Consider the following 19,613-nt stretch of genomic DNA (forward strand, 5'->3'; position numbering starts at 1 on the left):
GCTACTCCTCAAGGAGGATCTTCGAGAAAGCCCGCCCCGAAAATCCCTCGTTCATGACCGAAAAGACCGGTTTTCCCACCAGGAATGTGAAGATCTCGTCCGCCTTCGCCGCCGGGTCCACGTCTTCGAACCGTTCGGGGTAGAGGACCTTGCCGACGAAATAGCCGTTGGCGAGCACCGACCCGTAGTTGATGGTGTAGGAGTTGTAGGGCAGCACGCCCCATATCCGCCCCTCCCGCACGGCGGTCAGGGCGGAGAAGACCGGGTCGTGCCGGAGCTGATGAAGGGAGTTGGCCTGCTCCCCCGCCGCTGCGGTGCTCAGGTCCACGAAGAGTATGTCCGGATCCCATTCGAGGAGCTTTTCCTTTGATACCTGGACGACGGCTGAGGTCTTTTCTCCCGGCGCCGCCGCCACGTTGTTCGCCCCCGTATACAGGAACGGGGGATATCCCGGCTCCGTTGAGGTGAAGCCGTGGGCTCCCCTTGAGGACACGCCGCCGATGTAGCAGGAAGGCCGCCTCTCTTCGGGGATGTTCGCCGTGCGGGCCGCGAGTTCGGCCAGATGTCCCTCGAAGAAGGCGATAACCTCCTCCGCCCGTTCCTCCGTGCCGAGAATTTTCCCCATCAGGCGCAGGGTGGCGTAGAAGTCGCCCTTTTTGTCGGTGAGGTTGCCGTACTCCAGGCCTACCGCGGGGATTCCAGTCTTGGCGGTGAGCTGGTCCGGATGGGGGCCCGAGAGGGGGGAGACCTTGAAGATCACCTGGGGCAGGGGAGAGAGTCCGGCGATCAGCTCGGGGTTGTCCATCCCCCGGAACTCGCCGAATATGGGCAGATCCTGGAAGCGGGGGTTGGCGAGAGAATAGGGCCGGACCGACGCCGGGACGGCGAGGCCGCCCCCCCGCCCTTCCGCCGAGTCTGCGGCGACCACCCTGTCCTGGGCCTGGAGATAAACGATCAGACGGAGCGCCCCGGAACCCGAGCCGATAATCCGCTCCGGTGACACCGGCACGGCGACGTCCCGCCCCAGGCTGTCGGTCACGGTGATCTTCCCGGCCTGGGCCGGGAAGGCGATGGAAAGAAAAACGAAGACGTACAGGAAGCACGCGCGGAACCGCTGCATGAAACCCACTCCTTTACGGAAGATGAACCTGGACGGCCCATATAGTAGCACGAATAGGAGTATTTGTGCCATTGCGTTCCTCCGGGATCCCCAAACGGAACAACTCCGGAAAGGTTCGCCGGCGGAGCAAAAAGGCCGTAAGGGAAACGAAAACCCCTGATCGGTATTCAAATTTCTTTTGTCATAAGAAGCGTTTTGTTTTTATCGTGAAAGAGTACATTTCGAAAGGTAGGGGCTATCCCTGGAATACTCTTTTCTGGAATAAGAAAAATTCTGTATTTATGGAAGAGGTGCTCCGATGAAGGCAAAGAAGAACGTGCGCGGAATGTCGCTCATGATGAAGCTCGGTGGAGGCGCCGCTCACCAAAACGCGTTATCCGAAGAGGACATTCCCGAGGCCGGAGACGGAGAAGGCGCACCAGGCGAGCAGGCCGCCCATGACGAGGTCGACCGCCCTTCCCTGCCTGGACATGACCCGCTTCTGGGCCGCCCCGAGGGCGGTCCAGAGGATGACCCCGCTGGAGCAGGCCAGGGCGAGGAAGAGACCGGTCCCGAAGAGCCAGGCTTTCGAGGACGTCCAGGGAATGACGAAGGCGGAGAGGGCCGTCAGGCCGAAGAGGATCACCTTCGGGTTGAGGAACTGGAGGACGAAACCCTGCCGGAAGCCCGGAGCCGAGGGTACGGTCTCTTCTTCTCCTCCCCGGGATTTCGGGAAGGCGATCTTCCATGCGAGCCGGAGAATGTAGACCGCCCCAGCCGCCCTGAACCAGGGGAGGACTGCCGGCAGAAGCCGGACGAGCAGCAGGTTGAAGGCCGCGCAGCCCGTCATGATGATCACGAGCCCGGAGATCATGCCGGACACCAGGGGCAGGGCTCCGGCGAAGCCGTGGATCCTGGCGGTGTTCATGGCGAAGATGATGTTCGGCCCCGGGGTGTGGGACGCGATGAGAACATAGGTGAGAAAGGCGGTCCATTCCATGGTGGTTCCTCCTCGGGGGGCGGGTCAGGGGGCAGGCCGCAGCCCCCCGATCTCCGTCAGGGATTTCAGTTCGTCCGCCACCAGGGCGCGGACATGGTCTTCAAGCTCGTTTCTGGTCGCGGCAAGCCTGGAATCGAGCCAGGCAGCCATGGCTTCCTCGAGATTCCTCTCCGCTTCCTCCATTCCCGCTTCCGTCATGAGAAAAACCGCTGCCGCCGGAGGGAGGGGAATCTCTTCCGCCATTTTCCTGACCCTGTCCCGTCCCCAGCGCACCATGAGTACCGACAGGGCAAGCCCGGCAGCGCCGCCTACTGCCAGCCCCAGGGGTCCGGCTGCCACGAGGGCCGTACCGGCCCCCCCGCAGAGCAGGGCTGTCCCGGCGGTGACCAGGCTTCCGAGAACCCCGGCGAGGACGTTCACCACGCCGTCCATTCCCGAAATCTCAATGGAGATGGAATCTTCCTTCCGGCCGCTGTCTGCACTTAGGGAAGCTCTTCCCGGAGGAGGGGTGACGCCGTGGCGGGCGAACCACCGGGCGGTGAGCTCCCGGGTTTCCTCCGCCAGGCCCGGAAGCACCCCGGGCAAATTTTTCTCCAGGCTTTCCCGAATCAGGGGGGCCTCCGCGGCGAGCCGTTCGTCGAGCCGCCTGCGGAGGGATGCGAGGGACCCCCCGGTGCTCCTGAACTCCTCGAGGAGGGGGCGCAGCTTCTTCCGGAAGAATTCGTTCCCCGTCTCGGCGAGAATGCGTTCCTTAACGGCGGTACACCTGCGGACGAGAACGGGCCCAATCTCGTTCTCCAGGAAGCCGGGAAGCTCGGAGGCGAGCGCCTCCCTGACGGAGGCGAACTTCGCCGTCAGGGCCGGGAGAAGGGCCAGCCCCATGGAGATGACCGCGTAGGGCCGTTCGCTCCGGAGAAGGATCCTCCGCTCCGAAGTCTGCCGGTCGGAGAGGGGAAAGCGGAGTTCCTCCCTGAGGATGTCGGGGACGAAGGGCCAGAGGCTGCTTCCTCCGGCGAGAATGACCAGGGAAATCCTCAGGGGCTCTATGCCTCTCTCGTTCAGTCCCGAGAGCAGACACTCCCTGAACATGAGGAAAAGATCGGTTCCTTCCGGCGTCAGCCCCGGGACCCCTTCCGCCTGAGCCGTTCGCCGGAGAAAGGCCGAGGGGGAGTAGACGGACCCCCGGCGCTGGAATTCCGCCCACGTCATGTTCCGTATCCCTCCGTAGCCAGGAAGGATTTTCGATACGGTCTCGTCCCTGTCCCGGGCCATGGACCGGGAGAAAAACTCCTTCGCCTCCCGGCAGAGGTGGGACTGGACGAAGTAGGCGGATCCCTGTTCCTCCAATTTTTCTTCCAGGCCGGGATTCCGGTCGAGAAGCCACTGGTAGAACAGGTCATCGAAAAGCCGTCCCCCCAGGTTCATGTCTCCCCAGGAGTGGACGGGTTTCCCCCCTTCCAGGAAGGCGAAGTCGCAGGTGCCCCCTCCGAAGTCCGCCACAAGGACGCCCTCCAGGGCCTGTTCGGCGGAAATGTCCCCCTGTCTGAGGTGGTAGAGCAGGGCCCCCTTCGGCTCGTCCACGAGATCCGGAAGGCCGAAGCCCCCCTGCCGGGCTGTTTCCCGGAGGGCGGCCCGGAAGGCCTCGTCGGCCTCGCTGGGAACGCCGAAAAGAACCTGCCTGCGGTCCGGCTCCAGGTCGAGATGCTGTTTCCTCGCACCGGCGAGCACGGCGGCAAGGAAATCGGATGCCGCGGTTCTTGCCGCTTCCGAGCGGGCCAGGTCGGCCTTGAAGTTGGTTCGCAGGCGAAGGGTCCGCCGCTCTTCCGGGGAGGCCTCGCCGTAGGCGTCCAGGGCCGTCTGGCCCACAAGGGGGTCCTTTCCCTCCCGGTAGAGGATGGCGGAGGGTATACCGTCCCTTCCGTCGCCGAAATCGATGCTCACCGGTGAGGGGTCGTCGCCGGGGCACTTGGAGAAGTAGGTTTTCGTAGTGCCGAAGTCGGCGGCAAGCACGGAACGGCCGCTCATGGATTGCGCACCTTCCGCACCAGACCCCGGCGGAGAACCCTGCCGTCCCTCAGGAGGGGAGGGCGCTCCACCCTCACCCGGTCGCCCGGTTCGACATACCCGAAGACCTCGAACCTCTCCGCCGCCTCGGGATTCCACCCGAATTCCCCAGCTTCTCCGGCGCTGCCGAATCCGAGGTTGCGGACGTCACCAGCGAGTTCGTCCATTCCGGCAGCCAGGTCGTCCCGGGAAGCCCCCTCCAGGGCGAGAATTTTCGCCGCGAGGGCCGGCATTTCCCTGTCGGCGAGGGGTGTTTCGGCACCTGGTTCCGCGCCTGTTTCCGCCCGGCCGACCAGGAAGGCAACCCGGGCGGCCGCTTCGAGCCAGGCAGAGAGGTCTTCTTCGATCCTTTCAGCCCATGCCGTGCGGTCCAGCCGTTCCGTTCTTCGGCCGAGCAGGAGCAGCAGGGCCAGGAGGGCGGGAAAAAGCACAAGGCGGGAAAGGGAGCCACGGTTTGTCCGGAGGAGATTCCAGCCCCGGGAGAGAAGGGATCCGGATCCGAGGAAGGCGAGAGCCTCCCGAAGTGTGGCCAGGCCGAGAAGCCCAGCCAGTGCCCCGAGCAGCTTCCGGTTTTCGGGAAGGCGGAGGGCGGCAAGGGAGAGGCCGAAGGCTCCAAGAGGCGCGCCGAGAAGGAATCCCGCCTCCCGGGAGCCGAAAAAGAAGGCCGTGAGGGGAGAGAAAAACCCCATGCCGATCAGGGCCCCCGCCCCCGCCGCCAGCCCCGTCCGGAGGGGAGGAGCGCTCCGGTCCACCGTGGGGGCGGACGCCGGGAAGGGTGGAAGGTGTTCCTGCAGCCTCAGGGCGAAGAGAGCGCCCTTTCCTTCGTCCTCCAGACCGAGGGCCCGGGCGAACCCGGGCGAGACAACCTCCAGCGCCCGGCCTTCCGCGCGGCCGCAGGCCGTGCGGAAGGCCCCGGTTCCGGGAATCCCCTCTTCGGGAAGGAGGGCCAGGAAGGCGTCCCTGCCTTCCTCCGCCGCCTTTTTCCGAAAAGGTTCCGTTGTCTTTAAAAACTGATCAAGGGTCAATGGTCCCGGTTTCACGGGATCACCTCCTTTATTCTTTATGGATGGGCACTAGCGTATCCTTCCCGGGGCGGAAGGGCAAGGGGTATTTCGCGAAAAAAGCGGAAGGTTCATTCCATGGGCCGGCGCAAAGAAGAAGCGGAATTCCGGAAAGGAGTTCCGCTTCTTTGGCGGTACGTGTGGGGTATTGTGATTAATATTTCGGGTGCAGGTCGAAGGTCCTGGCCATGCCCTCGTATTCGCAGGGCCTTCCTACGGAGTACCGTACCTGGTTGAAGTCCACGGTCGCAATCTTGGTGTCCGTGGTCGAACCGATATATGTCTCCGGATACCCTCCGTCATGGCTGCAGATAGTGCGGCTTGCAAGATGGGCAGGAAGCCACTCTTTCCCATTGGTAATCTTTTCCACCAGCTCGCCCTTCTTGGTGATGTAGGAGTGGGATGTCCATATCTTCCTGATCTTGTCGGCATCGAGTTTTCCGAAGTTCATCTTTGCCTGCCAGAATGCGGTGTGATAACGGGTTGCGCTCAGAGGAGCATAGTCTTCATCGCCGAAGAATGTCATTGGGAAATCAGTTCTCTCGTTGTTGGCATCATAGCTGTGGTTTGCGACGAAGTGATTGGTCGCCACGATGAATCCGGGGAAAATGGAGCTACCGGCCCGGGAGCATGTTGTGGATGAGGCCGCCCAGAGGTTCGCGGACTTTCTCGATGGTGTGGTGGGCTTTGTGGAGAAGGGGAAGCCGAGGCTGTTTTCCGGAGCCTCCGTTGCGGTCGTTCTCTCTGCGGAAGAGGAGCACTTCCACGAGGACGGCATGTCCTCGTTCCGATACCGCTCGGAGGCTGGGCTAAACCTACGACGGGAGCGCCTGTCTCTCTCGATGCCGGACTGCCGGGTCCCCACGGGACCACGGGAGGCGGAGAAAAGCAAAAGCGGACCCTTTTGAGGGACCGCTTTTCCGGGCAGGATATCTGTCCGTCAGATCTTCGGAACGTGCAGGTCCGGTGCTCCCTGGGGCGAAACCCGCACCCCCGGCTCGTTGAGGGTGACGTGCCCGATTGCCCATTCAGCCCACTTGACCTTTTTCTCCATGAGGCGCATGTGCTCCTCGTCGGAGTTGAAGGGGTTGTAGTAGCCCGCGGTCGGCGCCGGCTCGAACTTGAAGTAGCAGGGTGCGTAGACCTTCGCGACCTCCGGGGCGTCGTACATGCGGTTCGATCCGCCGTAGGTGTCGAAGGTCCAGATGTAGAAGTCGATGGGAATGTCGGTCACGGACCGGATGGCGACCATCTGGGGCAGGGTGAGGTCCGCCACGGGGTTGAAGGAACTTGCGCCGAGCTGCTGGGCCAGAAGAGCCCCGGCGGGGGAGGAAACTCCGGCCCAGACGGAGAGCTTGATCACGATATCCTTCGGGAAGTTCCCCTGCTCCTGCATTTTGCCCACGAGGGCCAGAACGCCTCGGTCGACGAGCATGAAACCCCGGAAACCTATTTCGTACATCCTCAGCATATCGGCGATCACCTTGCGGATTTCGTCCGATCCGCGATGGTTCAGTCCCCCGCAGCGCTGGCCGTCCGGAGTGACGAACTGCCGCCCGATGTCCCACGCGTTCCTCGGCCCGGGGATGGCGATGACTTCCATCTTTTCCTCGGCGGCCATCTGGGCGAAGTCCTTCAGTTCGGCGTCGTCGTAGAGGGTGCCTCCCTGGCAGAAAGAGACCAGCCGGTGAATGGGCACGTTCCGCTTTCTCCGCTCCCGGATCAGGGCCTCGAGGACCTTCGGCCCCTCCACGCCCGACATTTCGATGCGGTAGTGGCATCCGTCCGGGAAGCTCTTTCCGCTCGCGGGACGGTCGTAGAGATCCCGTCCGGGAATTCCCGCCTGTTCCATCATTTTTGATACCGCATCCATCGTTACTGCCATGTTCATTCCTCCTGTCGTTTTCTCTCCGGGACCGGTTGTCCGCCCGGATGGTCGTGTTCCCGGTTCCGTCCGCTGTATCCCAGTTCCCCGCTGATGCTTTCCGCTGCGTCCAGAAGGAGGGGGACGATGGTACTTTCGGCTTTCTCCATGTCGGGATGCCGGAAGGATGGAAAGGAAACGCTGATGCCCGCGGTGACCTTCCCCGAGGCATGGAAGACCGGGGCCGCAAGACAGGAAAGTCCCGGGTGGGATTCCTCCATGTCCCGGGCAAAGCGGTCCGTCCGGATCGTTTCGAGTTCCTCCATCAGCATATTCAGCGATTTCACCGTCCGCTCCGTGTACGGCACGAAGGACGTGCCGGAGAAGAGCTTTTTCACGGTTTCCGCCGGCAGAAAGGCAAGGATCGCCTTCCCGAGGGCCGAACAGTAGGCGGGCATCCTCCGGCCCACCGGAAGATTCACCTGGATCGTCTCGTCGCACTGGATCCTTTCCAGATACACGATGTCGGTCCCGTCAAGACAGCCGAGATTCACGGCTTCGCCCACCTTTTCGGACAGGGAGCGCAGCGCCGGCCGGGCCCGCTCCCTGATCTGCTGCATATCCGGAGCGGCTCCCCCGAGAAGGGAGAACTTCGGCGTATTCGAGTACTTGCTGTTCAGGGGGTTCTGCCGCACATAGCCCATTTCCCGCAGGGTCGCGAGAATCCGATAGGCTGTGCTCTTGTCGATGCCGAGGCGGCCGTCGATCTCGGTGACTCCGAGTTCTCCCTCTTCGGCCAGCATCTCGGCAATCCGGAACGCCCTGATGACGGACTGGAGCAACTGCCGCGGATTTTCTTTCCTTCTCACGATGGAGACCCTCCCAATTTCTTCCCCGTCCGGCCATACGGAAGAAAAGAGACGGCCGGCGGCGCGATCGCCGCCCCCAGGGCCGGACTCATGAAGCCCCGCGAAAAGATGTCTGTGGCGAGGGTGGCGTCCACGGGACGGGGTTGATTCCTGTCCTGTCGGCAGGCATGCCGCTCGCGATGACCGCGAGGACATACCCCCGGCTGGAAAACTGCGGGAATGAAATCCGTGTCCGGGGCAGCCGGGCCGAACTCTCCCGGTATCAGCGATGTTACGGCCGAAAAACCGTACCAGGGCATATACCCCAAAAAGATTGACACTATCGTGACGACAAGCAACCGATCTTCCGATTTCATTCCGACGGTCTTGTTTTGACTGTCAAAACAACATTTTGCAAACATGGCGACAGGGTATATCTTCCGTGCGTCCCTGTCAAGTGCGGCGGCATTTTATACCCGGCCTAAATCTGCGCATTTTTCAGGCAGAGGGAATGTCGCCGGGCATAAGGTGAATTCGCCCTCCCCAGGGGCGAAGAGATTATCCCCTGGGGAAGGGCGCCTGAGGTGAGAGAAACCGACACGGATGTCGGTTTCACAGGCAGGCAACCGGCGAACGCAGGGAGCCGCGGGACTCGCTTGGGCAGTTGTCACGAACGACAATCTGCACCCCCCGCCCAAGCAAGTTCCGGTGACACTCCCCGCTGGGGTGCGGATTTAGGCCCGGCCCGGCACCTTGACAATATAACCATGTTGAGGATAATAAAAAACCACGCACCAAAATATGTGAGTTTTCAAGAAAAACGGATTTAATTTAAGGGAGGTGCTTTAATGAGGAACAGAAACCTAGGTACGTTGTTCGTGGCCGCAGCATTTGTCGCAAGCGTTTTTGCAGTCGGTTTTATTTCACCCGCCCTTGCCGCGGAGGGAAAGGTGTATCAGTGGAAATTCCAGAGCCATCATACCCCCGGTTCCCTTGCAATCGAATCCGTAATCAAGCCGTTTATCGAAAGAGTGGAAAAAATGTCGGGCGGCAGGCTGAAAATGAGCCTGCACTATGCGGGAGAACTTGTTGATTATGCTGAAGTAGACAAGGCCCTCCAGGCGAACATGATCCAGATAGCCAATACAAGTTCCCTCTTCTTCAGGGGAGCTATCCCCATGGGGTGGGTAACGGCGCCCAACATGCCGCCCTTTGTCACCCGGTCCAACGACGAGTTCAACGAGCTGTTCCATCACAGGGGAATTGACCAGCTGGTGGCAGAAGCCCTTGCTGAGCGGGGCATCAAGTACCTCGGATGCCACAGCGTGGGCAACACCTATTTCTGGAGCAAAAAGCCCATCAATTCACTGGAAGACCTCAAGGGATTCAAAATCCGTTTCTTCGGTTCCATGTCCGATTTCGTGGAGCACTTCGGCGCCTCTCCCGTCATGCTTCCCCATCCTGAGACCTACATGGCCATCGCCATGGGCACTCTCGACGGCAGCGGCACCGCCTGGTGGCTCTACCGCGACCTGAAGCTCTACGAGGTCTGCAAGTATTTCATCGGCCCCGCCTTCCAGGTACCCCAGGGTATGGAGCTGTGGGCATCCAAGAAAGCATGGGATGAGCTGCCTGCGGATCTTCAGGCAATCGTCGAGACTGCGGCTGAAGTCTTCAACACGAATTTCATGGACGCCGTGACCATGGAGGAAAGGGAAATGTTCAACAAATCCTTCAAGGAGTGGGGAACCACCTACACCGAATTCAGCCCCGAAGAAGTGGTCAGGATTACCGAGGAATTCAGCCTTCCCTACCTCGACAAGATCGCCGAAGAGCAGGGAAAGAAGGACCCGAGGGTCATCAAGGCCGTCGAGATAATCAAGCAGTTCATGAAGGACTACGGCTATATCAAATAAGAGTTGATCCGTGAGGGTACGGGTACCCCCTTCTTCTCTCCGGGAGGGGGTATTTCTTTTTACGCCGTCCGCGGCGGAATCTTTCAATGGGGTGAGGCGATTGCAGTTTTTAAGAGGTTTCATTCGATGTGTCGACGCCGCGATTGACTTTATCGGCAAGGCCGCGAGCTTTCTTATTTATCCGACCATGCTCGTGCTGGTGTACGAGGTTGTCATGCGCTATTATTTTACCCGACCGACCATTTGGGCTCACGAGACGTCCTGCATGCTCTACGGCGCACACTTTATAATCGGGGGATCGTATGCCCTGCAAAAGGGCGCCTTTGTCAACGTCGAAGCTTTTTATATGCGGTTTTCACGACGGACGCAGGCGATCCTTGATCTTTTTACCTGGACCATGTTCTATGTTTTTGTGGGTGTATTGCTCTGGGAGAGCCTTCCATGGGCATGGGAAAGCTTCTTGGTCCGTGAATTCTCCGACAGCACGTGGGGACCCTATGTCTGGCCCGTCAAGATGAGTATCCCTTTTGCATCTTTTCTGATGCTTCTCCAGGGAATGACCAAGACAATCAAGGACGCGTACCTGGTCGTAACGGGGCGAGAGCTCCTGGTCGCGCCGGATGCCGGCGCTGCCGCCGGGAACTGAGGTGAGCTCATGAGTATTGAAATGATTTCCGTTCTGCTTTTCGGCAGCATGCTCCTTCTGCTCGCCTTGGGGCTTCCCGTCGCGTTTGTCCTCGGAGGCCTCGCAGTGGTTTTTACCGGTGTTTTCTGGGGGCCGGAGTCTCTGTTCATCATTCTTGCCAGAACTTTTTCCATGATGTCCACCACGACCCTCGTGGCGGCGCCCCTTTTCGTCCTCATGGCCGTGGTGCTTGAACGTTCCGGCGTGGCGGAAGACCTCTACGAAATGATGTACCGGTGGTCCGGGGGCATCAAGGGAGGGCTGGCGGTGGGAACCGTCCTTGCCTGTACCCTGATCGCCGCCATGTCAGGCATTGCCTCCACAGGAGTCGTCATGATGGGCGTCATGGCTCTCCCGGCAATGCTGAAGAGGGGGTACGACAAGAGAATCGCCACAGGCTGCATCCTGGCCGGAGGCGTCCTTGGGCCCCTGATTCCTCCGAGCATCGCCCTGGTGCTATACGGCACCATGGCCCAGGTCTCCATAGGCGCCCTCTTTGCCGGAGGGATGGCTGCGGGAATGCTCTGTTCCCTGCTGATCATCGGCTACATTTTGATCAGGTGCCACCTCAATCCGAAACTGGGCCCGGCCATTCCCGTGGAAGAACGGGCCGACTGGAACGCGAAGATATCCTCCCTCAAGGGAGTCATCCTTCCCCTTCTCCTTATCACCGCTGTTTTGGGCTCCATCTACAGCGGCATCGCCACCCCGACGGAAGCGGCCGCGGTCGGAGCCCTGGGCGCGTTCGTCTGCAGCGCACTTCACAGGCGGCTGACCTGGGACCTGATCAAAAACGTGGCCTATACCACCATACAGGTCCAGGGGTTCATGATGTGGATCCTCTTTGCCGCCCAGGGGTTCGCGGCCGTCTACATGGGCCTTGGAGCCTCCAGGATGGTCGTCAACCTGGTCCAGACTTACCAGGTAGGCTGGTGGACCATGCTGATCGGCATACAGGTCGTATGGTTCCTGCTCGGGTGCGTGATCGACGCCTGGAGTATCCTCATGATAACCCTTCCCATCATTCTTCCGCTCCTGCCTTTGTATGGCTTCGATCCCCTGTGGCTGGGGGTGCTGTACGCCGTGAACACCCAGACAGGGTACCTGACGCCTCCCTTCGGCACCATGCTGTTCATGATGAAGGGCATCGCTCCGAAGGAAGTTTCCATGACCGACATTTATTATTCCATCGTGCCGTTCGTGGCGACTCAGCTTTTCTGCCTGGTGCTGTGCATCATGTTCCCCAGGATTGTTACCTGGCTTCCCGATCTGCTTTTCAAATAACCGTTCAGACGAAAAGGCGGGGCGGGCAGCCCCGCCTTTTTTATTCCCGCAGGGGCGCGTAAAAAAGACGCCGGCCGGTCCTTTCATGGCCGCACGGACGGGAGGAGGCTATGAATGGGGATATGAATGGGGAGATACGGCTGCGTGGTTTTGGTGCGTCCCTGTTCCAGGCCTAAATCCGCAAATTTTTCAGGCAGAGGGAGTGTCGCCGGGCATAAGGTGACGCTCCCCGCTGGGGCGCGGATTTGGGGATGTCTTCCGGTATTGCGCTCCGCAAGCCTTTCCGCTACACTTCACCATGGAAAAGAACGGGGGGATGAACCGGTGAATGTTTCGGACTATCTCGCGGTGGCCAGGGGTGACCGGCCTGCGGACCTGGTGCTCCGGGGAGCCCGGGTGGCCAACGTCTTCACCCTGGAATACGAGGAAGCGGACGTGGCCCTTTTCGGGGGACGGATCGCCGGGGTCGGAAAGAACTACAAGGGCGTCAGGGAAGAAGACCTGTCGGGGATGGTAATCGTCCCCGGCTTCATCGACGGCCACTGCCACATCGAGAGTACCATGCTCACCCCCGCCGCATTTTCGGAACTCGCCGCGGTCCGGGGTACCACGGCCGCGGCCCCCGACCCCCACGAGATCGCCAACACCTGCGGCATGGCAGGAGTGGAGTACATGTGGAGGGAGAGCCTGAACTGCCCGGTGGACCTCTTCTTCACGGCGCCTTCCTGTGTTCCCGCTTCATCCTTCGAGACCCCCTTCGAGGAGCTCGACGCGGGGGCGGTGGCCGAGATGTTCGCCAGGGGATGGTGCGATTCCCTCGGAGAAGTGATGAATTATCCGGGGGTGATAGGCGGAGACCCGGCCCTCTGGGCGAAACTCTACGCCTCGGGTACGAGGGCAAAGTCAGGCCACGCACCCGGCCTGACGGGGAAGGACCTGTGCGCCTATCTCCTCAGCGGGTGCGATTCCGACCACGAAAGTTTTACCGCCGGGGAAGGGCTCGACAAGCTCCGGCGGGGCATGATGCTCATGATCCGGGAAGGGGCCACGGAGCACAACCTGGAGGAGCTGGCCTGCCTGGTGCGGGGAAACGAGGCCCGGTCGAGCCGGTGCATGATGGTGAGCGACGACCTGTCCGCCCGCTATCTCCGCGACCGGGGGCACATGGACGAGAAGATCCGCCTCGCCGTGAAGTCCGGCATTTCGCCCCTGGCGGCCCTTCGTATGGTGACCCTCACCCCGGCGGAATACTTCGGGTGGAAAGACAGGGGAGCGGTGGCGCCGGGAAGGATCGCCGACCTTGCAGCGGTGGACTCCCTGGAGAACTGCTCCGTGAAAAGAGTATGGAAGCGGGGAAGGCTCGTTGCCCGGGACGGCAGGCTCCTCTGCGGACCTGTCCCGAGGGTGGAGGCGCCTGCTTCCGCCCGGGGGAACATCTCCGTCCCCGAAAAAGAAGCTTTTGAAGTTTTTGTTCCCGGTGGAGCGAAGATCCGGGTGGTGGGACTCCGTCCCGGGCAGGTGGTGACGGACCACCTGGTGATGGATCCCCCTGTCTCAGACGGGCTGGCGGCCGCCGACCCCTCCAGGGACATCTGCTGGCTGGCCGTTCTGGAGAAGAACCGCGGCACCGGACGCCTTGCCTTGGGCTTCGTCCATGGTCTGGGGCTGAAAGAAGGGGCCATAGGGTCCTCCGTGGCCCACGACGCCCACAATTTTGTGGCCGCCGGAACGGACATCCTTTCCCTGAGAACGGCCCTCGGATTTTTGGCCTCCGAGGGAGGCGGTATTGTGGCGGTCCGGGGCGGGGAAGTCCTTGGCTCCCTCGGCCTTCCGGTGGGAGGCCTCATGAATCCGGGAAGCGCCGATGAGGTCATAAAGGGCCTGGAGGCGGCGGAAGAGGCGGCCCGGTCCCTCGGCACCACCGTGGACCATCCCTTCATGGCCATGAGCTTCCTCTCCCTGTCGGTGATCCCCGAACTCAAGCTCACCGACCAGGGGTACGTGGATCTGGGCAGGGGAGGCATCCAGTCACTCTTTACGGAATGAATTCATTCTCAATAGAAGGGGAGGAGTTGCAATGGCTTCATTGCTTGAAAACCGCTTTCATCTGAAGGAGGCGGGAACGGACGTCCGCACGGAGGTCCTGGCAGGAATCACCACGTTCATGACCATGGCGTACATCATCTTCGTAAACCCCGGAATTCTGCAGAACGCCGGCATGCCTTTCGGTGCCCTCATGACGGCCACATGTCTGGCGAGCGCCCTGGCCACGTTCCTCATGGCCTTCATGGCCAACTACCCCATCGCCCTCGCGCCGGGCATGGGGCTCAACGCGTTCTTCGCCTTCGGCGTGGTCCTCGGCATGGGAATCTCCTGGCAGGTGGCCCTGGCCGCCATCTTCATCGAGGGTATCCTCTTCATCCTGCTTACCCTCACGAAAATCCGGGAGAACATCGTCAACGGCATTCCCAAGTCTCTCAAGATAGGCATCTCCACAGGAATCGGCCTGTTCATCGCCTTCATCGGCCTCCAGAGCGCCGGAATCATCGTGAAAAACGACGCGGTCCTCGTCGGCCTCGGGAACATGAAGTCCGTGGAGGTTCTTCTCGCCTTTGCCGGGTTCTTCATCATGGTCACCCTGGAAGTCCGGAAGGTGAGAGGCTCCATCCTCTGGGGCATCCTCGCCGTCACCGGGATCGCCGTGGCTCTCGGCGTGACGAAAATGCCCGACGGCGTGGTCTCCATGCCTCCTTCCATCATGCCCATCTTCGGGAAGATGGACTTCTCGGGGATAGCCAACCCCAACTTCTGGATCGTCATGTTCTCTTTCTTCTTCGTCGACTTCTTCGACACGGTGGGAACCCTTGTGGGTGTCACAAACCGGGCCGGCATGCTCGATTCCGAGGGCAGGCTGCCCAGGGCCGGCCGGGCTCTCATGGCGGACGCCATCGGAACCACGGCCGGAGCCGTGCTCGGAACCTCCACGGTCACCTCCTACGTGGAAAGCGCAAGCGGCGTGGAGCAGGGAGGCCGGACGGGCCTCACGGCCTTCGTCACGGGAGTCCTTTTCCTCCTGGCCCTTTTCTTCTCCCCCATCGTCTCCATCGTCCCGGCATGTGCCACCGCTCCGGCGCTGGTACTCGTCGGCATCTTCATGATGGCGGGCCTCAAGGACCTTGACTTCTCCGACTGGACGAACTTCGTTCCCGCATGCGTGCCCCTCTTCATCATGCCCTTCACCTACAGCATCGCCAACGGCATCGAGTTCGGCATCATCTCTTTCGCTGTGCTCAAGATCCTCGGCGGCAAGGCGAAGGAAGTCAGCTCCATCATGCTCGGCCTGGCGGTCCTCTTCATCGCCAAGGAAATCTTTTTCTAAAATCTTTTTTCATCGAAACCAGGGCCTTCCGGATTGTCCGGGAGGCCCTGGTTTTTTTACCTGCCCAGCCCTCCGCGGAACCTCCGGCGTCTCGGGCAGTGCCCCGACCGTCCGAAGGGTCCCTGGTCCGCCGGTGAGGCGTTCTCGTCCTTCAGCTCTTCCCGGCATTTGCCGCACAGCCCGGCAATGGCGATGGACTGGGGGAGAAGCTCCATTCCGATATCCGCAAGCCATTGTTCCAGGGTTTCCTGTTTCCTGTCCTCTCCCCCGAGAGGGAAAAGGGATCCGCAATGGCGGCAGAAGGCGGAGATATGGAGCTTCTGCTCCGGCATTTCGAGCCGGAATTCCCCCTCGTTCAGGTAGATGACGTTCACCACGCCCATCTCGGCGAGAAGGTTGATGGTCCTGTAGACCGTGGCGATGCCGATGGAGGGGTCGAGATCCCTCGTCTTCCCCCAGATGTCCTGCACTGTGGAGGGCACGCCGAGGTTTTCGGCGATTACCCGGAAGAGCACTTCCCGCTGGGCAGTGAGCCGGAGGCCCCTGCCTTTCAGTTTTTCAAGAAAGCCGGTCACGGCGCTTTCATGCTGCTGTTCGTCCATAGAATCTCCTCCTGCAGGGGAATCATGGTTTTCCTCTTGACATAATGGCACAAAGGGGTCTATTATGCAACTGATAATCAGTATCATTAAAGGAGGAATGAACAATGCCTGCACGGAACGGAACGGGACCCCTCGGAATGGGGCCCATGACAGGTTGGGGAAGAGGATGGTGCGGCGGCGGCAGAGGTATGGGCCGCGGCTTCGCCGGATACGGCAGGTTCGGCATGGGACGGGGGTTCGGCGGCGTATGGGCGGCCCCGGTCACGCCGGAGATGGAGGAGCAGGCTCTCCGGCAGGAGATGGAAATGCTCAGATCCAGGATGGATGAGCTGCAGGCGCGGCTCGGAAAGGACAGGGGAGAATGACGAAGGCGGCCATCGCTCTGGACGGGAATATCATTTCGGAACACTTCGGGAAAGTCCGGGAGTTCCTTTTCGTGACCTTTGAGGATGGGAAAGAGCTTTCCAGGGAGGTCATCCCCGCCCCTTCGGCCGATCATGCGCCGGGCGTTTTCCCCAACTGGGTGAAATCCATGGGGGCGGACATGGTTATGGCGGGGGGCATGGGCGTCAAGGCAAAGCAGTTTTTCCAGGCCCTCGGAGTCCGGGTCCTCACGGTGCCTTCCATGGATGTTGAAGAGGGTGTGAAAGCCCTTCTTCTGGGAACAGTCCGGACAGTGGAAACCGACTGCGGTCACGGAGCGGACCATGACTGCAGCCCCGAATCCGGTCACGACTGCGGAAAATGAAAATAGCGGTGGCCAGCGGCAAGGGAGGCACGGGAAAGACAAGCATCTCGGCCTCCCTTGTGCTTGCGAGGCCTCGGGTACTGGCGGTCGATCTTGACGTGGAGGAGCCGAACCTTTCCATTCTGCTCGGCTGCGCTGAAACTGAAGCCCTGTCCGTAACGATGCCGTCGGCGAAAATCGACGGGAGCGCATGCGTTTCGTGCGGCACATGTGCGAAGGCGTGCGTCTTCGGGGCTATCGCCTGGCTGGGCGGGGGGATTCCCGTCATCAACGAATCCCTGTGCCGGGGGTGCGGGCTCTGTTCCAGGGTGTGCCCCCCGAGGGCGATTTTCGAGGAAGAACAGACGGTCGGCGAGGTCAGGTCAGGAAACTGCGGCGGCATTTCTTTTCTTGAGGGAAGACTCCGGGTCGGAAGCGTCAATACAGTGCACGTCATCGGGGAAACGGTCAAAAAGGCGGAAACGCTGGGAGTCTCCGACTGGGTGATGGACTGCCCTCCCGGCACGGCCTGCCCCGTGGCGGCGTCCCTTCGCCGTGCCGACATGGCCCTTTTGGTGACGGAGCCCACACCCTTCGGAAGGTCCGACCTGGAGGGTATGCTCGAACTGACAGCGGACATGAAAATTCCTTCCGCTCTCGTGATCAACAAGACGGGCATCGGCAACACTTCGCTCGAGGACCTGTGCGGACGGTTCGGCGTGGAGATCCTCGCCCGTTTCCCTTTCTCCCGTTCAGCAGCGGAATCCGGGGCCCGGGGGGAATCTCCGTTCCTGACCGACGCCGGATGGGCTGAAACCACACGGTCGCTCTGGTCGGAGATCGAAAGGAGATTCTCATGAGCATCCGAGAGGTTGTGATCATCAGCGGCAAGGGCGGAACAGGAAAGACCACCCTGGCGGCCTCTCTCGCAGCCGTCGCGGATGAGAGGAAAATCCTTGCGGACGCCGACGTGGACGCGCCGAACCTGGCCCTTCTGTTGCATCCCGCAGAAACGCACCGTGATCCCTTTTCAGGCATGTCCATAGCTGACGCGGACGGTGAGCGGTGCACCGGGTGCGGGATCTGCGAATCGGCCTGCAGGTACGACGCGATCCATGTCCGGGACGGAAAGGCCGTCGTCGACGAAGGCTTTTGCGAGGGGTGCAGGGTGTGCCTTTTTGTGTGCCCTGAACGGTGCATTTCCCTGAAAAGTATCGAGCGGGGAACCATACGCCGGGGAGATACGGCCCTGGGGCCCCTGTGGCATGCCCGGCTGAATCCGGGCGGCGAGAACACCGGCCTGATGGTGGCCCTTCTGCGGGAGGAAGCCCGGAAGGAAGCGGAAAGAACCGGGGCACCGCTCATAATCACCGACGGGCCTCCGGGCATCGGCTGTCCGGTGACCTCGTCGGTAACGGGGGCCGATTTCGCGGTAATTGTTTCCGAGCCCTCCCGGTCCGCCCTGTCGGATCTCCGTCGGGCTGCGGAATTGTGCGGCATACTGACGGTGCCTTTCGGGATCGTGATCAACCGGTGGAACCTCTCGGAAAAGCTGACGGAAACGATACAAACGACGTGCAGGGAGCAAGGATGGTCCCTGCTCGGCACGGTTCCTTTCGACGAAAGAATCGCGGAGGCCGTAGGAGCAGGCCGCATACCCGTCCCCGAGATGGGGAACGCACTGCCGGCACTGTGGGGTTCAATACGAAAAACAGGGAGGCTGGAACAATGATCCGTATCGCGGTCGCGGCATCAGGAAAAGAAGAAACATCCAAGGTGGCGGACAGGTTTGCACGGGCCCCTTTTTTTATCATAGCGGACGAAGAAGGGAAGATCCTGGAGGCTGTTGAAAACGACGCCGGGGCGGAGCAGCACGGAGCGGCGTCGAGGGCCCTTATGACCCTATCGCAGAAACAGGTTTCCGTGCTGCTCGCTCCCAGGATGGGGCCGAACGCCCTCGGTTTTATACAACAGGCGAACATGGAGGCATACTGTGCCGAAGGAATGACGGTCAGGCAGGCCCTGGACGGATACAAAAACTCATCCCTTGAAAAAATAGCCAAATAGAAGGAGCGGACTTCATTCATGACATTACCGCCGAAAAGCGACAGGAAGCAGATCAAGAAAATTTACGCCGTAGGCAGCGGAAAGGGCGGCGTGGGAAAGAGTTCCGTCACGTCCCTTCTCGCCGTGGCAGCAGCCCGTGAGGGGAAAAAAACGGGCATCATGGACGCCGACATCACGGGACCGTCAATACCCGCCTTCTTCGGGCTCAGCACTTTCCCCTTCGGGAACGCCGATGGGATCGATCCGCCGAAAACGAAGCTCGGAATCAAGGTCATCTCCATGAACCTCCTGCTGGATGACCCGGCGAAGCCCGTGGTCTGGAGAGGGCCTCTGCTCGGCAACGCCGTGACTCGGTTCTTTACTGAAGTGAAGTGGGACGATCTCGACGTGCTCTTCATCGACCTCCCCCCGGGAACAGGCGACGCCGTGCTCACGGTGATGCAGACCATTCCCCTCGACGGTTTCCTCCTGGTGACCTCCCCCCAGGAGATCGCCTCCCTGGTGGTGCGGAAAGCGGCGAAAATGGCGGAAATGCTCTCCATCCCCCTTATGGGCGTAGTGGAGAACATGAGCGCCTTTGTCTGCCCCGACTGCGGCAAGCGGGTGGAGCTTTTCGGCAAAAGCCATTCCCCGGCTCTCCTGGAGCACCTCGGCACTTCCTTCTGGGGGAGCCTCCCCCTTGATCCCTCCCTGGCGGAGATGGCCGACAGCGGCGCTATCGAGAACTACCACAACGAAGAAGTCTTCTCGGTTCTGACGAAAGGCTTGCATGGAAACATGTAGCCGGATTCGACTCCATGGGTGCCCCTCTCCGGAGGGGCGTTTTTTTATTGGTTCCCTCAATCCGCAGGCACAGGTGACACTCCCCGCTGCCTGCGGATTTGGGGACTTCCTAAATCCGCACCCTAAAAAATAAAAAACCTCTCTGGACTGTTCGGAGAACAGTGGTAAGGTAGTGTTTACGAAGGCACAACCCTTCACCAGAGAGGTGCAATCATTATGACTGAAAAGGCGAAG

General features: G+C 60.9%; 20 protein-coding genes. 12 read left to right on the plus strand and 8 right to left on the minus strand.

What is annotated here, in order from left to right; all coding sequences use genetic code 11:
- Position 1: 1 nt before the first annotated feature.
- From JMJ95_RS01680 to JMJ95_RS01700, 5 genes are all read right to left on the minus strand, one after another.
- Entirely contained in the window at positions 2-1,120 is a 1,119-nt protein-coding gene (locus JMJ95_RS01680; RefSeq protein WP_290681709.1) for an iron ABC transporter substrate-binding protein, read from the minus strand.
- A 373-nt stretch (positions 1,121-1,493) separates the two neighbouring features.
- The gene (locus tag JMJ95_RS01685; protein ID WP_290681712.1) at positions 1,494-2,099 is read right to left on the minus strand and encodes a LysE family transporter; all 606 of its coding nucleotides are present in this window, start codon (positions 2,097-2,099) and stop codon (positions 1,494-1,496) included.
- Positions 2,100-2,123: 24 nt separating this feature from the next.
- The gene (locus tag JMJ95_RS01690) at positions 2,124-4,124 is read right to left on the minus strand and encodes an Hsp70 family protein (RefSeq protein WP_290681715.1); all 2,001 of its coding nucleotides are present in this window, start codon (positions 4,122-4,124) and stop codon (positions 2,124-2,126) included.
- The gene (locus JMJ95_RS01695) at positions 4,121-5,203 is read right to left on the minus strand and encodes a hypothetical protein (protein WP_290681718.1); all 1,083 of its coding nucleotides are present in this window, start codon (positions 5,201-5,203) and stop codon (positions 4,121-4,123) included. The genes JMJ95_RS01690 and JMJ95_RS01695 overlap by 4 nt, the downstream gene beginning before the upstream one ends.
- 175 nt (positions 5,204-5,378) lie before the next feature.
- On the minus strand, positions 5,379-5,816 hold the full coding sequence (locus JMJ95_RS01700; RefSeq protein ID WP_290681720.1) for a hypothetical protein: 438 nt from the start codon (positions 5,814-5,816) through the stop codon (positions 5,379-5,381).
- Between the two features lie 16 nt (positions 5,817-5,832).
- On the opposite strand from JMJ95_RS01700, the gene JMJ95_RS01705 reads away from it, so the two are divergent.
- A complete protein-coding gene (locus JMJ95_RS01705) occupies positions 5,833-6,132 on the plus strand; it encodes a hypothetical protein (protein ID WP_290681723.1) in 300 nt (99 codons plus the stop codon).
- Between the two features lie 32 nt (positions 6,133-6,164).
- Here JMJ95_RS01705 and JMJ95_RS01710 read toward each other — a convergent pair whose 3' ends face one another.
- Positions 6,165-7,109 (minus strand): hypothetical protein, encoded by a 945-nt coding sequence (locus tag JMJ95_RS01710; protein ID WP_290681726.1) that lies wholly within the window; start codon positions 7,107-7,109, stop codon positions 6,165-6,167.
- A gap of 2 nt (positions 7,110-7,111) precedes the next feature.
- Positions 7,112-7,957, minus strand: a complete 846-nt coding sequence (locus tag JMJ95_RS01715; RefSeq protein WP_290681729.1) for an IclR family transcriptional regulator — start codon at positions 7,955-7,957, stop codon at positions 7,112-7,114.
- 827 nt (positions 7,958-8,784) lie between these two features.
- On the opposite strand from JMJ95_RS01715, the gene JMJ95_RS01720 reads away from it, so the two are divergent.
- The 5 genes from JMJ95_RS01720 (at position 8,785) to JMJ95_RS01740 (ending at position 15,200) form a co-directional block, all read left to right on the plus strand.
- Complete coding sequence (locus tag JMJ95_RS01720) at positions 8,785-9,852, plus strand: TRAP transporter substrate-binding protein (protein ID WP_290681732.1); 1,068 nt, start codon at positions 8,785-8,787, stop codon at positions 9,850-9,852.
- 100 nt (positions 9,853-9,952) lie between these two features.
- Positions 9,953-10,498: a TRAP transporter small permease subunit gene (locus tag JMJ95_RS01725; protein WP_290681735.1), complete on the plus strand. Its 546-nt coding sequence runs from the start codon at positions 9,953-9,955 to the stop codon at positions 10,496-10,498.
- Between the two features lie 9 nt (positions 10,499-10,507).
- Positions 10,508-11,821 carry a TRAP transporter large permease subunit gene (locus tag JMJ95_RS01730; RefSeq protein WP_290681738.1) on the plus strand — a complete coding sequence of 438 codons (1,314 nt, stop codon included), beginning with the start codon at positions 10,508-10,510 and terminating at the stop codon, positions 11,819-11,821.
- Between the two features lie 324 nt (positions 11,822-12,145).
- Positions 12,146-13,867, plus strand: a complete 1,722-nt coding sequence (locus JMJ95_RS01735) for an adenine deaminase (protein WP_290681741.1) — start codon at positions 12,146-12,148, stop codon at positions 13,865-13,867.
- A gap of 31 nt (positions 13,868-13,898) precedes the next feature.
- Positions 13,899-15,200 carry an NCS2 family permease gene (locus tag JMJ95_RS01740; protein ID WP_290681744.1) on the plus strand — a complete coding sequence of 434 codons (1,302 nt, stop codon included), beginning with the start codon at positions 13,899-13,901 and terminating at the stop codon, positions 15,198-15,200.
- A gap of 56 nt (positions 15,201-15,256) precedes the next feature.
- On the opposite strand, the gene JMJ95_RS01745 is transcribed toward JMJ95_RS01740, so the two are convergent.
- The gene (locus JMJ95_RS01745) at positions 15,257-15,802 is read right to left on the minus strand and encodes a Fur family transcriptional regulator (RefSeq protein WP_290681748.1); all 546 of its coding nucleotides are present in this window, start codon (positions 15,800-15,802) and stop codon (positions 15,257-15,259) included.
- A 104-nt stretch (positions 15,803-15,906) separates the two neighbouring features.
- Here JMJ95_RS01745 and JMJ95_RS01750 point away from each other — a divergent pair, with 104 nt between their 5' ends.
- The 6 genes from JMJ95_RS01750 to JMJ95_RS01775 are packed head-to-tail and all read left to right on the plus strand — an operon-like array spanning position 15,907 to position 19,379.
- Entirely contained in the window at positions 15,907-16,167 is a 261-nt protein-coding gene (locus JMJ95_RS01750; protein ID WP_133957903.1) for a DUF5320 domain-containing protein, read from the plus strand.
- The gene (locus JMJ95_RS01755) at positions 16,164-16,550 is read left to right on the plus strand and encodes a NifB/NifX family molybdenum-iron cluster-binding protein (RefSeq protein ID WP_290681754.1); all 387 of its coding nucleotides are present in this window, start codon (positions 16,164-16,166) and stop codon (positions 16,548-16,550) included. The genes JMJ95_RS01750 and JMJ95_RS01755 overlap by 4 nt, the downstream gene beginning before the upstream one ends.
- Complete coding sequence (locus JMJ95_RS01760; RefSeq protein WP_290681757.1) at positions 16,547-17,389, plus strand: ATP-binding protein; 843 nt, start codon at positions 16,547-16,549, stop codon at positions 17,387-17,389. The genes JMJ95_RS01755 and JMJ95_RS01760 overlap by 4 nt, the downstream gene beginning before the upstream one ends.
- Positions 17,386-18,261: an ATP-binding protein gene (locus tag JMJ95_RS01765; protein ID WP_290681760.1), complete on the plus strand. Its 876-nt coding sequence runs from the start codon at positions 17,386-17,388 to the stop codon at positions 18,259-18,261. The genes JMJ95_RS01760 and JMJ95_RS01765 overlap by 4 nt, the downstream gene beginning before the upstream one ends.
- Positions 18,258-18,596 (plus strand): NifB/NifX family molybdenum-iron cluster-binding protein, encoded by a 339-nt coding sequence (locus JMJ95_RS01770; protein WP_290681763.1) that lies wholly within the window; start codon positions 18,258-18,260, stop codon positions 18,594-18,596. Before JMJ95_RS01765 ends, JMJ95_RS01770 begins: the two co-directional genes overlap by 4 nt.
- 18 nt (positions 18,597-18,614) lie before the next feature.
- The gene (locus JMJ95_RS01775) at positions 18,615-19,379 is read left to right on the plus strand and encodes an Mrp/NBP35 family ATP-binding protein (RefSeq protein WP_290681766.1); all 765 of its coding nucleotides are present in this window, start codon (positions 18,615-18,617) and stop codon (positions 19,377-19,379) included.
- Positions 19,380-19,613 lie beyond the last annotated feature (234 nt).

It is taken from the genome of Aminivibrio sp., from assembly GCF_016756745.1.
GTDB lineage: Bacteria > Synergistota > Synergistia > Synergistales > Aminobacteriaceae > Aminivibrio.

Excerpts from the sequence above, each read along its gene's own strand:
- JMJ95_RS01720 (WP_290681732.1), top strand. The coding sequence starts at position 8,785 with ATGAGGAACAGAAACCTAGGTACGTTGTTCGTGGCCGCAGCATTTGTC.
- JMJ95_RS01775 (WP_290681766.1), top strand. The coding sequence starts at position 18,615 with ATGACATTACCGCCGAAAAGCGACAGGAAGCAGATCAAGAAAATTTAC.
- JMJ95_RS01710 (WP_290681726.1), bottom strand. The coding sequence starts at position 7,109 with ATGGCAGTAACGATGGATGCGGTATCAAAAATGATGGAACAGGCGGGA.
- JMJ95_RS01680 (WP_290681709.1), bottom strand. The coding sequence starts at position 1,120 with ATGCAGCGGTTCCGCGCGTGCTTCCTGTACGTCTTCGTTTTTCTTTCC.
- JMJ95_RS01740 (WP_290681744.1), top strand. The coding sequence starts at position 13,899 with ATGGCTTCATTGCTTGAAAACCGCTTTCATCTGAAGGAGGCGGGAACG.
- JMJ95_RS01755 (WP_290681754.1), top strand. The coding sequence starts at position 16,164 with ATGACGAAGGCGGCCATCGCTCTGGACGGGAATATCATTTCGGAACAC.
- JMJ95_RS01705 (WP_290681723.1), top strand. The coding sequence starts at position 5,833 with ATGGAGCTACCGGCCCGGGAGCATGTTGTGGATGAGGCCGCCCAGAGG.
- JMJ95_RS01745 (WP_290681748.1), bottom strand. The coding sequence starts at position 15,802 with ATGGACGAACAGCAGCATGAAAGCGCCGTGACCGGCTTTCTTGAAAAA.
- JMJ95_RS01770 (WP_290681763.1), top strand. The coding sequence starts at position 18,258 with ATGATCCGTATCGCGGTCGCGGCATCAGGAAAAGAAGAAACATCCAAG.
- JMJ95_RS01685 (WP_290681712.1), bottom strand. The coding sequence starts at position 2,099 with ATGGAATGGACCGCCTTTCTCACCTATGTTCTCATCGCGTCCCACACC.
- JMJ95_RS01730 (WP_290681738.1), top strand. The coding sequence starts at position 10,508 with ATGAGTATTGAAATGATTTCCGTTCTGCTTTTCGGCAGCATGCTCCTT.
- JMJ95_RS01690 (WP_290681715.1), bottom strand. The coding sequence starts at position 4,124 with ATGAGCGGCCGTTCCGTGCTTGCCGCCGACTTCGGCACTACGAAAACC.
- JMJ95_RS01760 (WP_290681757.1), top strand. The coding sequence starts at position 16,547 with ATGAAAATAGCGGTGGCCAGCGGCAAGGGAGGCACGGGAAAGACAAGC.
- JMJ95_RS01750 (WP_133957903.1), top strand. The coding sequence starts at position 15,907 with ATGCCTGCACGGAACGGAACGGGACCCCTCGGAATGGGGCCCATGACA.
- JMJ95_RS01765 (WP_290681760.1), top strand. The coding sequence starts at position 17,386 with ATGAGCATCCGAGAGGTTGTGATCATCAGCGGCAAGGGCGGAACAGGA.